Source organism: Pseudomonas sp. GL_135, from assembly GCF_057834665.1.
Window position 1 is genome coordinate 2,426,786 of record NZ_CM174408.1, and the last position, 13,716, is coordinate 2,440,501.

At 62.1% G+C, this 13,716-nt stretch carries 12 protein-coding genes; 8 read left to right on the forward strand and 4 right to left on the reverse strand.

Annotation, left to right across the window (positions count from 1 at the left end; genetic code table 11):
* Nucleotides 1-375: 375 nt before the first annotated feature.
* Nucleotides 376-1,611 carry a M20/M25/M40 family metallo-hydrolase gene (locus AC3ISG_RS10800; RefSeq protein WP_489299234.1) on the reverse strand — a complete coding sequence of 412 codons (1,236 nt, stop codon included), beginning with the start codon at nt 1,609-1,611 and terminating at the stop codon, nt 376-378.
* A 226-nt stretch (nt 1,612-1,837) separates the two neighbouring features.
* Here AC3ISG_RS10800 and AC3ISG_RS10805 point away from each other — a divergent pair, with 226 nt between their 5' ends.
* The gene (locus tag AC3ISG_RS10805) at nt 1,838-4,207 is read left to right on the forward strand and encodes a DNA polymerase II (protein WP_489299235.1); all 2,370 of its coding nucleotides are present in this window, start codon (nt 1,838-1,840) and stop codon (nt 4,205-4,207) included.
* Nucleotides 4,208-4,216: 9 nt separating this feature from the next.
* On the opposite strand, the gene AC3ISG_RS10810 is transcribed toward AC3ISG_RS10805, so the two are convergent.
* Nucleotides 4,217-5,116: a LysR family transcriptional regulator gene (locus tag AC3ISG_RS10810; protein WP_489299236.1), complete on the reverse strand. Its 900-nt coding sequence runs from the start codon at nt 5,114-5,116 to the stop codon at nt 4,217-4,219.
* Between the two features lie 94 nt (nt 5,117-5,210).
* Between AC3ISG_RS10810 and AC3ISG_RS10815 the strand changes: the two genes are divergently transcribed.
* On the forward strand, nt 5,211-5,654 hold the full coding sequence (locus AC3ISG_RS10815) for a (R)-mandelonitrile lyase (protein ID WP_272635050.1): 444 nt from the start codon (nt 5,211-5,213) through the stop codon (nt 5,652-5,654).
* 18 nt (nt 5,655-5,672) lie between these two features.
* Here AC3ISG_RS10815 and AC3ISG_RS10820 read toward each other — a convergent pair whose 3' ends face one another.
* Nucleotides 5,673-6,614 carry an AraC family transcriptional regulator gene (locus AC3ISG_RS10820; RefSeq protein WP_489299237.1) on the reverse strand — a complete coding sequence of 314 codons (942 nt, stop codon included), beginning with the start codon at nt 6,612-6,614 and terminating at the stop codon, nt 5,673-5,675.
* 222 nt (nt 6,615-6,836) lie between these two features.
* On the opposite strand from AC3ISG_RS10820, the gene AC3ISG_RS10825 reads away from it, so the two are divergent.
* The gene (locus AC3ISG_RS10825) at nt 6,837-7,865 is read left to right on the forward strand and encodes an alpha/beta hydrolase (RefSeq protein WP_122624083.1); all 1,029 of its coding nucleotides are present in this window, start codon (nt 6,837-6,839) and stop codon (nt 7,863-7,865) included.
* A 105-nt stretch (nt 7,866-7,970) separates the two neighbouring features.
* Here AC3ISG_RS10825 and AC3ISG_RS10830 read toward each other — a convergent pair whose 3' ends face one another.
* Nucleotides 7,971-8,840 carry an isocitrate lyase/PEP mutase family protein gene (locus AC3ISG_RS10830; protein WP_122624081.1) on the reverse strand — a complete coding sequence of 290 codons (870 nt, stop codon included), beginning with the start codon at nt 8,838-8,840 and terminating at the stop codon, nt 7,971-7,973.
* 240 nt (nt 8,841-9,080) lie between these two features.
* Here AC3ISG_RS10830 and AC3ISG_RS10835 point away from each other — a divergent pair, with 240 nt between their 5' ends.
* The 5 genes from AC3ISG_RS10835 (at nt 9,081) to AC3ISG_RS10855 (ending at nt 13,712) form a co-directional block, all read left to right on the forward strand.
* A complete protein-coding gene (locus AC3ISG_RS10835) occupies nt 9,081-9,446 on the forward strand; it encodes a type II toxin-antitoxin system RelE/ParE family toxin (RefSeq protein WP_122538596.1) in 366 nt (121 codons plus the stop codon).
* Nucleotides 9,430-9,750 (forward strand): helix-turn-helix domain-containing protein, encoded by a 321-nt coding sequence (locus AC3ISG_RS10840; protein ID WP_122538598.1) that lies wholly within the window; start codon nt 9,430-9,432, stop codon nt 9,748-9,750. The genes AC3ISG_RS10835 and AC3ISG_RS10840 overlap by 17 nt, the downstream gene beginning before the upstream one ends.
* Nucleotides 9,751-10,120: 370 nt before the next feature.
* Nucleotides 10,121-11,698 carry a sugar ABC transporter ATP-binding protein gene (locus AC3ISG_RS10845; RefSeq protein ID WP_489299499.1) on the forward strand — a complete coding sequence of 526 codons (1,578 nt, stop codon included), beginning with the start codon at nt 10,121-10,123 and terminating at the stop codon, nt 11,696-11,698.
* 15 nt (nt 11,699-11,713) lie between these two features.
* A complete protein-coding gene (locus AC3ISG_RS10850; protein ID WP_108121758.1) occupies nt 11,714-12,706 on the forward strand; it encodes an ABC transporter permease subunit in 993 nt (330 codons plus the stop codon).
* 64 nt (nt 12,707-12,770) lie between these two features.
* A complete protein-coding gene (locus AC3ISG_RS10855) occupies nt 12,771-13,712 on the forward strand; it encodes an ABC transporter substrate-binding protein (protein WP_489299238.1) in 942 nt (313 codons plus the stop codon).
* Nucleotides 13,713-13,716: the final 4 nt, after the last annotated feature.

Below are 13,716 nucleotides of genomic sequence, written 5' to 3' on the forward strand. Positions count from 1 at the left end.
TGCACCCAAGTCGCGATTGGCGGTGTCTGGGCCTCTTGTGTTTGAAGATCAAAAGCGCGTTTAGAGCAGATCACAAGCAGATCAAAAGCTTCCCGGCTGAAGCCGGTCCCACTAACAGCATCGCGTTCCGTCAGTGGGACCGGCTTTAGCCGGGAAGAGGCCGGTAGAACACTGCTATTTATGATCGTGCCCACGCTCTGCGTGGGAATGCATCCGAGGACGCTCCGCGTCCACTCCCGGCCTAAGCTAGTCCCCCTGGCTGAGCGCTGTGCGGTTAGTGGGACCGGCTTTAGCCGGGAAGAGGCCGGTGTAAACGCCGCTATTTTTTGGTCATTCCCACGCTCTGCAGGGCAATGCCGCCTCTGACGGTGCGCTTTATTTCACGGACAATTCCATGATCATTGCTGCGGTCAGGTACAGCCTGGGGGCAATGCTGCTGAGGTCCATGTATTCGTCGTCGGCGTGGAGGCCGGCGCCGACGACGCCCATGGTTTCGAGGACGGCAGGTTTTTGGCTGTCGGGTACGTAGGCGTAACCAGCGTCGGTGCCGAAGCGCATGGCGATGGGTTCGAGAGTGCGGCCGGTTTTGGCGTAGATCGCCTGCGCGATTTTGGCGAGGTCGTCGGTGGCGGGGTTTTTCGCCAGCGGCGGGCGGCCTTTGTCGAGGCGGAAGGTGACGTCGGTGCCGTCGATCATTTTGCCTTGCACGATGCGTTGTCCGTCAGCCAGCACGCGGTCGGACTCGCTCAGATCGGAGTAGCGCATGTCGCCTTCGGCCGCAGCGCTGGAGGGGATGATGTTGCGCTTCTCGCCGCCTTTGATCAGCGTCCAGTTGACCGTGGTGCCCTTGGCCGGGTCGCCCAGGTCCTTGAGCTGCACCAGTTGGTGGGCCAGTTCCATGGCGGCATTGCGCCCGGCTTCCGGGGCCGAACCGGCGTGGGAGGACTTGCCTTTGACGTCGACGAACACGCCGTTGATGCCATTGGTGGCGACCGTCACCGCGTCCTTGTCCGGTGGCTCGAACGAGAACACGTAGTCGTGCTTGCGGGCCAGTTCGGCGATGAGGGTTTTCGAGCCGGCGGAGCCCGTTTCTTCGTCGGGATTGAACAGCACGGTGATCGTGCCGAAGTCCTTGAACTTCTGGTCTTCCAGCAGCTTCAGGGTGTGCAGCACCATGGCCACGCCACCTTTGGCATCGGCCACGCCAGGGCCGTAGGCGTGATCGCCGTCGACGCGGAAAGGCCGCTTGGCGGCGGTGCCCGGGCCGAACACGGTGTCGTAGTGGATCATCAGCAGAAAGGATTTGCTGCCCGTGCCCTTGAGAGTGCCGACGATGTTATCGCCCGCCGAGGGCGTCGCCGGCGTGGTCTCGACTGATGCGCCCAAGGCCTTGAGCCGCTCGACCAGCACCGCGCTGACCATTTTCAGGCCCGCCGCCTGACCCGTCCCGGTGTCGATGTTGACCAGTTGCTTGACCGTGGCCAGATAGGGTTTTTGCTCAGCCTCGGCCTTCTTTAACAATGGTTCGGGGGTGACGTCGGCGGCATAGGCGCCGCAGGCAAACAGGGCAGCGAGGATGGAGGCGCTCAGGGCGTTAAGTCGAACGTGCATGCTGGATCCCTCAGAGGATGGTCGAGTTGTTGTGATGTCCATGGGGCCCACATCGTTCCCGCAGCATAGGTCGTCAGGCACTGCCCGTGCAGCGGATTTTCCGGGAGAGCCGCTTCTGGCTGACAGGCCATCGGCCGGGCATGGTGCTTTCCCGTAACCGCCGCGCTTTCCTGCAGCATTCACCGTAGAATCCTCGTCTGAAATAAACAGCGACGAGGTTGCAGCGGTGGATTTACAGCAGGGCTTCGTCCTGACCCGGCATTGGCGCGACACGGACGCCGGCACCGAGGTGGAATTCTGGCTGGCCACCGATGAGGGCCCGCGCCAGGTGCGCCTGCCGTATCAGACCTCCGTCGCGTTTATCCCGGAGCAGCACCGCGAGCGCGCCGAGGCTGTGTTGCGCAACGAGCGTAACGTCGAGCTGAAGCCACTGGCGTTGTGTGATTTCCGCCATCGCCCGGTGCTCGGGCTGTACACGCGTCAGCACCGCCAGTTGATGAACCTGGAAAGCGACCTGCGCAAAGCCAGCGTCGACGTTTACGAAGCCGATATCCGCCCGCCCGAGCGTTACCTGATGGAGCGCTTCATCACCGCGCCGGTGCAGTTCGGTGGGCGCCCGGACGCCAATGGCCTGTTGCTGGACGCGCAACTCAGGCCTGATCCAAATTATCGACCGACCCTGAAACTGGTGTCGCTGGACATCGAAACCACCGAGCGCGGCGAGCTGTATTGCATCGGTCTGCATGGCTGCGGCGAGCGTCAGGTGTACATGCTCGGCCCGGCCAATGGCGATGACGCCCAGGTGAACTTCAAGCTTGAGTACTGCGACACCCGCGTCGCGTTGCTGGAGAAGCTCAACGAATGGATGGCCCGCCATGACCCGGACGGGATCATCGGCTGGAACGTCGTGCAGTTCGATCTGCGCGTGCTGCACGAGCATTCACGGCGCTTGAATGTGCCGCTGCGCCTGGGCCGGGGCGGCGAGGTGATGACCTGGCGCGAACACGGCGCACGCAACAATCACTTCTTCGCGGCGGCGGCCGGGCGGCTGATCATCGACGGCATCGAGGCGCTGCGTTCGGCGACCTGGAGCTTTCCCTCGTTCAGTCTGGAAAACGTGTCGCAGACGCTGCTGGGCGAAGGCAAGGCCATCGACAATCCGTATCAGCGCATGGACGAAATCAACCGTATGTTCGCCGAGGACAAGCCCGCGCTGGCGCGGTACAACCTCAAGGACTGCGAACTGGTCACGCAGATTTTCGCCAAGACCGAGCTGCTCACCTTCCTCCTCGAACGCGCCACGGTGACCGGCCTGCCGGTGGATCGCAGCGGCGGTTCGGTGGCCGCGTTCGAGCATTTGTACATCCCGCTGATGCACCGCCAGGGCTTCGTCGCGCCGAACCTGGGCGAGCGCATGCCGGAGGCGAGCCCCGGTGGTTTCGTCATGGATTCACGCCCCGGGCTGTATGAATCGGTGTTGGTGCTCGATTACAAAAGCCTGTATCCGTCGATCATCCGCACCTTTCTGATTGACCCGGTGGGCTTGATCGAAGGCCTGAAGCACCCTGACGACAGCGAGTCTGTGGAGGGCTTTCGGGGCGCGCGTTTTTCCCGAACCCGGCACTGTCTGCCGGCCATCGTCTCGCGGGTGGCCGAAGGGCGCGAGGTCGCCAAGCGCGAGCGCAATGCGCCGCTGTCCCAGGCGCTGAAAATCATCATGAATGCCTTCTACGGCGTGCTGGGTTCCAGCGGTTGCCGGTTCTTCGACACACGCCTGGCGTCGTCGATCACCCTGCGCGGGCACGAGATCATGCACCAGACACGGCTGCTGATCGAAGCGCAGGGTTATGAAGTGATTTACGGCGACACCGACTCGACCTTTGTCTGGCTGAAAAAAGCCCACGCGCAAGACGATGCTGCGCAGATCGGCAGCGCGCTGGTCCGGCAGGTCAATGACTGGTGGCGTGCTCATGTGAAAGAGGCATACGGGCTGGAGAGTGCGCTCGAACTGCAGTTCGAAACCCACTTCAAGCGCTTTCTCATGCCGACCATTCGCGGCGCGGAGGAGGGCAGCAAGAAGCGCTATGCGGGATTGGTCACCCGCGCCGATGGCAAAGACGAAATGGTTTACAAGGGGCTGGAGGTGGTGCGCACCGACTGGTCGCCGCTGGCCCGGACCTTCCAGCAAGCGCTGTACCTGCGGATTTTCCAGCGTCAGCCGTTTCAGGAATACATTCGGGAGTACGTGGGCCGAACCCTGGCTGGGGAACTCGATGGCCAGCTTGTCTATCGCAAACGCCTGCGCCGCGCCCTCGACGATTACGAACGCAACGTGCCGCCCCATGTGCGCGCCGCGCGGCTGGCCGATGAGTACAACCGCCAGCAGGGTCGGCCGTTGCAGTACCAGAACGGCGGCTGGATCAGCTACGTGATCACGGTGGCCGGACCCGAGCCGCTGGAAGTGCGGACGGCGGCCATCGACTACGACCACTACATCAGCAAACAGCTGCAGCCGATTGCCGACGCGATCCTGCCGTTCGTGATCTCGCGGACCATCGATCTCAGTTCCCAGGACCAGTTCAGCTTCGACTTCTAACCCGTCTTCTCACGCCAGCGGATTGATCCGCAGCGCCTCCAGCACCACGCGAAACGCTGCCGTGTGCTGGCGCCGGCTGGGGTAGTACAGGTGATAGCCCTCGAACGGCTCGCACCAGTCGGGGAGCACTTCCACCAGTTCGCCCTGCTTGATGTGCCCGGCCACCAGCCCCTCGGGAAGCTGCGCCAGACCGACGCCGTCCAGGCACCCCTGAAGAATCTGAAACACGCTGTTCATGATCAACGGGCCGTCGACGCGCACGCGAATTTCGCGGCCGTCTTTGGCGTATTCCCATTGATACAGCGCGCCGTGGGTCGGCAGGCGCAGGTTGATACAGCGGTGGCCGGGCAGGTCTTCGGGCACCCGCGGCGTAGTGTGCTGCGCGAGGTACTCGCGGGACGCCACGGTCACCAGCCGCAACGGCGGGGCAATCGGCGCGGCGATCATGTCCGCCGCGAGGGTGTCTCCCAGGCGCACGCCGGCGTCGATGCGCTGGGCGACGATGTCGGTCAGGCCGTAGTCGGTGACCAGCTCGATGGTCATGTCAGGGTATAGGTCGAGCAAGGATTTGAGGCGGGGCCAAAGCACGTAACGCGCGGCGAACTCGTCGGCGGTGATGCGCACCGTGCCGGAAGGGCGGTCGCTGTAGTCGATGGCGGCGTCGACCTGTTCCTGGATGCCGTCGAGCAGCGGCGCCAGTCCCTTGAATAACTGCTCGCCGGCCTCGGTGCGGGTCACGCTGCGGGTGGTGCGGGTGAGCAGGCGAACGCCGAGACGCTCCTCAAGCAGGCGCATGGTCTGGCCGACGGCGGAGGGTGAGATGCCCAGCGCGGCGGCGGCGCGGGTGAAATTGCCTTCGCGGCCTACGGCAACGAACACCGCCAGGTCATCCAGTTTGTAATCCGCCATTGCGAAGCGCTCCTTCATTTTGATCGAAGCATTCTACGGATACTGTCGGCAATGCGCCCTTGTTACGCTGACTGCACATTTTCTGGAGGTCGCTATGAGCTCAACTGATTTATCTGCTGAAGACATGCAAATCCACCGCGCCGGCTCGGCCAAAGCTATCAAAGGCCCCGCAGACTGGTTCACCGGCGACGTGCGTATCGACCGGATTTTCAACGCGCCGGCACCGGCGCGGGTCGGCCTGGCCATCGTGAATTTCCAGCCGGGCGCGCGTACAAACTGGCACACCCACCCCCTGGGCCAGATCCTGCTGGTCACCGACGGCGTCGGCTGGACCCAGTGCGAAGGCGGGCCAAAAACCGAAATCCGCCCGGGCGATCTGATCTGGTGCAATTGCGGCCGTCGTCACTGGCACGGCGCGACCGACACCAGCGCCATGCAACACGTCGCGGTCAATGAAGCGCTGGACGGCAAGCCGGTGGACTGGCTGGAGCCGGTGACCGAGCAGACGTACCTGGCCGGGCCGGTTAAAAAAGACTGAGGGGCTGGCGGGCAACGATCATGACGCCGCCGCGGCCTGGCTGCGCATCCGCGTAATGTCCTTTTTGGGCGGTGCGCCAAACAGCCGACCGTACTCGCGACTGAACTGCGAGGGACTTTCGTAACCGACCTTGAACGCAGCGCTGGCGGCGTCCTGATGGTCCTTGAGCATCAGCCGCCGCGCCTCGTTCAGACGCAGCCATTTCTGGTACTGCAGCGGGCTCATGGACGTGAGGTTGCGAAAGTGCAGGTGGAAGTTCGGCGCGCTCATCTGCACCCGCGCAGCCAGGTCTTCGACGCGCAAGGCACTCGCGTAATTGAGCTTCAGCCAGTCGATGGCTTTGGCAATCCGGTAACCCTGACTGTCGACCGAAGCAATATGCCGCAGCAGCGGCGCCCGATCGCCCTGGAGCAGCCGGAAGTGAATCTCCCGCTGCAACAGGGGCCAGAGCACCGGAATGGCGTCGGGCTCCTGCAACAGATTGATCAGCCGGGCGAGGGGATCGAGCAGCGCTGAGGTCAGGCTGGCAATGCCCGCGCTTTTGCGCACGGCGCGCTCCTTCGGTGTTGGTACATCCCCTTGGGCGATCAGCTCGGTCAAGGTGCGCAGGTCCAGCTGGAAGACCAGTCCCAGGCACGGCGTGTCCGCGCTGGCGAGGGTTACAGCGGAGTTTGCAGGCACGTCCAGTGAGGTGATCAAAAAGCGCGTCGTGTCGTAGGGATAGACGTCGCTGCCGATGACCATTTCCTTGGCGCCCTGGACCACCAGCACGATGCTCGGGGCCAGGATGCAGGTCACTGGCGGCGAGGGCGCTTCGCGGCGAAACAGGCCGAGGCCGGTGATGACGGTAGGAAAATCACCGGGGGCCGGCGTAAGGCTGTCGATGATGCGCGTCAGCGATTGCAACTGGGCTTGAGTGTCGCTGCCTGTTGCCTGCATCGAAATCGCGGTGTCGCCCATGTTTTTCCCCCACTTGGTTTTGCCGCGGCTTTGCCGTGGTTTTGCTGCCCTGCCGAGCTTGAACTGTACGGGCCCGGTAAAACAGCCGTCCAGCCTTGCCCCTCCGGATTGATCGGATCGGGCAAGAAAGCCACCGGATTGCTCTACTGCCTGCTCGGGCTGCCCCATGAATATGTGCATCGCACACTTCATTCGCGCCGCGCCCCGGCGCCGGAGACATTCATGAAACAGCTGATGATGGGACTGGCCTTGCTGGTCAGCTCATTCGCCACAATGGGAGCCGATATGTCCAGCGGAGCTGACAATTTCTACACCAGTGAACAGGTCACCAAGCAGAAGGTGACGTTCAACAACCAGTACCTGATGAAAACAGTGGGCAACCTGTTCGTGCCGAAGGACATGATCAGTGGCCGCAAGTATCCGGCGATCATCGTCGGTCACCCCATGGGCGCCGTGAAGGAACAGAGCTCGAACCTGTACGCGCAGAAACTCGCCGAGCAGGGCTTCATTACGCTGGCAATCGACCTGTCGTTCTGGGGGGAAAGCGAAGGTCGGCCGCGCAATCTGGTGTCCCCTGAGATCTACGCCGAAGACTTCAGCGCCGCCGTCGATTACCTCGGCAGCCAAGGCTTCGTCGATCGCGACCGCATCGGTGTTCTGGGTATCTGCGGCAGCGGCAGTTTCGCCATCAGCGCTGCGAAGATAGACCCACGCATGAAGGCCGTCGCGACCGTGAGCATGTATGACATGGGCGGCGTCAATCGCAACGGCCTGCAGCATTCGGTCAGTGTCGAGCAACGCAAAGAAGCCATCGCGGCCGCCGCTGCACAACGTGATGTCGAGTTTGCCGGCGGCAAAACCCGGTACACCAGCGGCACCGTGGACAGACTCACCGAACACTCCAACCCGATCGAGCGTGAGTTTTACGACTTCTACCGGACCCCACGGGGCGAGTTCACGCCGAAGGGCCAGTCGCCTGAATTGACCACGCACCCTACGCTGAGCAGCAACGTGAAGTTCATGAACTTCTACCCGTTCGCTGACATCGAGACGATTTCACCGCGGCCGATGCTATTTATCGCCGGCGAGAACGCCCATTCCCGTGAGTTCAGCGAGGAAGCTTATCGCCTGGCCGGCCAGCCCAAAGAACTGGTCATCATTCCGAATGCCGGGCATGTGGACCTGTATGACCGGGTGGATCTGATCCCTTTCGACAGGCTCGCGTCTTTCTTTCAGACCCATCTGAAGTAACCCCCAGGCTGTTTCAAGCCGCTTGATCCGTCGAGTTGTCGGCGGGTCGAACCGGTTGATCAGGGGTTTACGTGGCGTGACGCAATCATGCGCCACGCGGCAGCCTCACTCCTTCACATCCATGAAGTCCTTGGCCCAGGCCACGTAATTTTCCGGGAAGGTGTAGGTGTGGGTCAGCTCCGTGGCGCTGTGGTTCGAGGTGCTGTGGGTGACCTGGCGCTGGGCGCGGAGGCTGTCGTAGGTGGCCTTGATCGCGGCGAAGTAGGCCGCGTGGCCGGCGACCACCACCCGCACGCCCAGATCGGCCAGGCGCTGAGGGTCATTGAGCTCGGGATTGCCGTAGGTCACCAGCATCAGTGGCACGCTGAGCTTTTCCGAAATCTGTTCCAAATGCTTGAAGTCCTTGATGCCCACGATGCAGATGCCGTCGGCGCCGGCCTTTTCGTAGGCCAGGGTGCGCTCGATGATGTCCTGGACCGGCAGCACGCCGGCGTTGGTCCGGGCGACGATCGTCAGTTCCGGGTCGACGCGGGCTTCAAGGGCGGCCTTGACCTTGCCGATGCCTTCTTCGATGGACACCAGGTCCGTGGATTTGCGCCCGAATTGCGCGGGCAGCAAGGTGTCTTCGATGGTCAGCGCCGCCACACCGGCGCGCTCCAGTTCTTCTACGGTGCGCATGACGTTCAGGGCGTTGCCGTAGCCATGGTCGGCGTCGGCGATAAAAGGCAACTGCGCGACACGACCGATGCGGGTGGCCTGCTCGACGAATTCGCTCAGGGTAATCAGCGCAAAATCCGGCGCTGCCAACACCTGCAGCGACGCCACCGACCCCCCCAGAATCCCGACCTCAAAGCCCAGATCCGCGGCAATGCGCGCCGACATGGGATCGAACACTGAAGCCGTCTCGACGCAGTGCTGGGAAGCCAGCTGCTCTCGGAATTTGCGACGCAAAGCGGAGTGGGAAATTCTGGACATAAGGCTTCCTGATTCAGGCCGTCATCGAAATGCCAGCAATGCTACCGCAAATTCAGGCTGAAACGTCTCACCTCGACGAGCGATGTGCATTGATTTGCGTGTAGGGCAACGAGGAATTGATTTCCCACAGCGTTTTCAGAAATGACCCCAAGTGCGGGTAGCCGATCGTGAAGCGACGAAACCGACTTTGAGATGTATACCACTGAGTGGTAGATTTCACTTCGTTGGGTAGGTGACCAAATGCAGGACAGGGTTTTTAAAACGAAGGGGTTTTGCGCTGCAGCCGGCAAAGCAGCGATTGAAGACAGCGAGCTTTGCGGTGCAATAAGGGAGGTTTTAAAGGGGCAAGCCGATGATCTGGGTGGTGGCGTCTGGAAAAAGCGACTCAACCACAATCGCCACCGCTCGATCATTTTGGCGAGGGGCAAGTTTTACTGGGTCTATCAGTTTCTCTTCTCGAAACAGACCCAGAGCAACATCAACAGGCAAGAGCTCCTCGCTTTCAGAAAGCTTGCCAAGGTGTACGAAAAACTAACCCGGCAGGAAATTCAAATGCTGCTGGATCGACAGGATTTCACGGAGATCTGTCATGAAGAAAAGGATTGAGAGCGAAGCGTTGGCCTCTGTGCACGAGTCCGCCAGTGCTCTGCTGGATATAGGTGCCATCGATAAAGCAACGATGCGCGAATTTGATCAGCATTGCATCGCCGAGGTCCCGGTTGCGATAGACCCGGCACAGATCAAAGCCATTCGCGAGCGAAGTCATGTTAGCCAGCCGGTGTTCGCTCGCTATCTGAACACCAGCACCTCCACGATCAAACAATGGGAAGCCGGGTCAAAACGACCCGGGGGCATGGGGTTGAAGCTTCTGAGCATCGTTCAAAAACATGGCCTGGAGATTCTGGCCTGAGCGGGCTGATGATCACCAAACCAAGGGTGATCACCGCGACCTCTTCCCGGCTGAACCCGGTCCCACTGAAACACCCCGCGCAGCAGGCCCGGCTTCAGCCGGGAAGGCGCCAGGCCTCACGCCACACGACCCCAGCTCCAAATAACAAAGCAAGCGCTTGCGTGAATCGATTCAGCTGTTCTAGGATTCAGCTGTTCCGAAATATTTCAAAGCGATACCCGAGTGCCACCCGCGAAGAGGTGGCCCAGGCATAAAAACAAGAAACCTCGGAGATTCACATGATCAGCTCGACTGCTCGATTGCCGCGTGTGCTGTCCGCGTTTGTCCCCTCGGAATCATCGGCTGTCCGGCCATGAGCACCGTCCTCTCCCTGAGTCCCCAGCCCGTGCTGGAAATGACCGCCATTTCCAAGACTTTCAACGGTCTGCGCGTGCTGAAAGATGTGGCCCTGAAGGTTTACGCCGGTGAAGTTCATGCCCTGATGGGCGAGAACGGCGCGGGCAAGTCGACGCTGATGAAGATTCTCTCCGGCGCTTACCAGGCCGACGCCGGCGGGGAGATCCGTATCGACGGCCAGGCCCTGAGCGCATTCGACCCGTTGTCTGCCAAAGCGCGCGGCATCGCCGTGATCTATCAGGAACTGAGCCTCTGCCCGAACCTCAGCGTCGCCGAGAACATTTACCTGGGCCGCGAATTGCGCCGTGGCTGGAGCATCGACCGCAAGGCGATGGAAGCCGGCTGCGTTGACGTACTGGTGCGACTGGGCGCCGATTTCAAACCGTCGACCACCGTCAGCGTGCTGTCCATTGCCGAGCGGCAACTGGTCGAGATTGCCCGGGCGCTGCACGCCAACGCGAAGATCCTGGTGATGGACGAGCCGACCACGCCGCTGTCGTCCCGGGAGACCGACCGCCTGTTCGCGCTGATCAAACAGCTGCGTGATCAGGGCCTGGCAATCATTTACATCAGCCATCGCATGGCCGAAATCTACGAACTGTCCGACCGGGTCTCGGTGCTGCGCGACGGCGAGTACGTGGGCATGCTGGAGCGTGACGCGTTGTCGGCCGAGGCGCTGGTGAAGATGATGGTCGGCCGCGACCTGTCCGGTTTCTACAAGAAAGAGCACGCCGCTTACGACCCCGGCGCGGTGGTCATGCGCGTGCGTGATATGGCCGACGGCAAGCGCGTCAAGCCGTGCAGTTTTGACCTGCACGCCGGCGAGGTGTTGGGCATTGCCGGACTGGTCGGGGCAGGGCGCACGGAACTGGCGCGACTGATTTTCGCCGCCGACTCACGCACCTCCGGCACCCTCGAAGTTGCTGGCAAGGCGATCACTGATTTACGCAACCCCGCCGACGCCATCCGAGCCGGCGTGGTTTACCTGACCGAAGATCGCAAGGCCCAAGGCCTGTTTCTCGACATGAGCGTGCGCGACAACATCAATGTCTGCGCCTGCGTGCCCGACGCCCATGCCGGTGGCGTGCTGGATCGCGGCCGTGGCGCACAGCGTGCAATCGAGGCGATTCGTTCGCTGTCGATCCGCGTGGCCTCGGGCAAGGTCAATGTCGGCGCACTGTCCGGCGGCAACCAGCAGAAGGTGCTGCTGGCGCGGCTGCTGGAGGTCAAGCCCCACGTGCTGATTCTCGACGAGCCCACCCGCGGCGTGGACATCGGCTCGAAGTCCGAGATCTACCGAATCATCAACGAACTGGCCAAGGCCGGCGTCGGCATTGTGGTGATCTCCAGCGAGCTGCCGGAAATCATCGGCACCTGCGACCGGGTGCTGATCATGCGTGAAGGCGAGCTGGTGGCCGAAGTCGGCGGTCACTCAGGGCAGGAGATATCTCAGGAACGGATCATCGATCTGGCGACAGGCAGCGAGAACGCCGCAGCCGCCGCGGCCCACGGCGCCCGCGGTACTTCCGATCACCCCATTCAACAACAATAAAAAGGAAACCAGACCATGAGTCTGCCCCTGGAAAACTCGCCCACCGTTGCCGCCATCAGCAAGCGTGAACGCGTGCGCGAACTGATGCGCACCGTTGGCATGCTGCCGGTGCTGATTCTGTTGTTGATCGGCTTTTCGCTGATGACCGACACCTTCATGAGCTGGCAAAACCTCTCCATCATCACCCAGCAAGCCTCGGTCAACGTGGTGTTGGCAGCGGGGATGACCTTCGTGATCCTGACCGCAGGCATCGACCTGTCGGTGGGCGCCATTCTCGCGGCTTCCGCGGTGGTTGCCCTGCAAGCCTCGATGTCGCCGCAGTTCGGCATGCTCGGTATCGCCGCCGGCGTGGGTTTCGGCCTGCTGCTGGGGCTGGTCAACGGCGGCCTGATTGCCTTCATGCGCCTGCCGCCGTTCATCGTCACCCTCGGCGCGCTCACCGCCATGCGCGGCCTGGCGCGTCTGCTGGCCGACGACAAAACCGTGTTCAATCCCGACCTGCCGTTTGCCTTCATCGGCAACGACTCGGTGCTCGGCGTGCCGTGGCTGGTGATTATCGCTGTGGCGGTCATCGCGGTCTCGTGGTTCATCCTGCGCCGCACGGTGATGGGCGTGCAGATCTACTCGGTGGGCGGCAACCCCGAAGCGGCGCGCCTGTCCGGGATCAAAGTGTGGAAGGTGTTGCTGTTCGTCTACGCGGTGTCCGGCGCGCTGGCCGGGCTCGGCGCAGTGATGAGCGCCTCGCGCCTGTTCGCCGCCAACGGGCTGCAGCTGGGCCAGTCCTACGAGCTGGACGCCATTGCAGCGGTCATCCTCGGTGGCACCAGTTTCACCGGCGGCGTGGGCACCATCGGTGGCACCCTGATCGGTGCGCTGATCATCGCGGTGCTGACCAATGGCCTGGTGCTGCTGGGCGTCTCCGATATCTGGCAATACATCATCAAAGGCATCGTGATCATCGGTGCGGTGGCGCTGGATCGCTATCGCCAGTCCGGTGCGCGGACCTGATCTACCGCTGTTTTGCTCCATGCGTTTCAACGAAGACTCCGACAATAATCACAAGAGAGAACCCATGAACGTCAAACGCAAATTCCCCGCTGTCGTGTCCCTGTGCCTGGCCGCGTTGCTGTCCCAGGGCGTTCAAGCCCGCGAGCTGAAATCCGTCGGCATCACCCTGGGTTCCCTGGGCAACCCCTATTTCGTCACCCTGGCCGACGGCGCCAAGGCCAAGGCCATGGAGCTCAACCCCGCTGTCAAAGTGACCTCCGTCTCCGCCGATTACGACCTGAGCAAGCAGTTCTCGCAGATTGATAACTTCATTGCGTCGGGCGTCGATCTGATCCTGATCAACGCCGTGGACCCGAAAGCCATTGCTTCAGCGATCAAGAAGGCCCAGGCCGCCGGCATCAAGGTCGTGGCCGTGGACGTGAGCGCCGCCGGCGTCGACGCCACCGTGCAGACCGACAACGTCGAAGCAGGCAAGCTCGCCTGCCAGTTCATCGTCGACAAGCTGTCGGGCAAGGGCAACGTGATCATCCAGAACGGCCCGCAAGTCACCGCCGTCACCGACCGCGTCACCGGCTGTAAATCGGCCTTCGCCGCCGCGCCGGACATCAAGATCCTCTCCGACGATCAGGACGCCAAAGGCTCTCGCGAAGGTGGCCTGAATGCGATGCAGGGTTACCTGACCCGCTTCCCGAAAATCGACGGTCTGTTCGCAATCAACGACCCTCAGGCGATCGGCAGTGACCTGGCGGCCAAGCAACTGAAACGCAGCGGCATCATCATTACGTCGGTGGACGGCGCGCCGGACATCGAGCAGGCGCTCAAGGCCGACACCTCGATTCAGGCCTCGGCCAGCCAGGATCCGTGGGCGATGGCGCAGCAGGCGGTGGTCATCGGCAACGACCTGCTCAACGACAAAAAGCCGGCTGAAGCGGTCACCCAGCTGACGCCGAAACTGATCACCCGCGACAACGTGGGTACCTACAGCGGCTGGTCCAGCAAGCACTGAGACG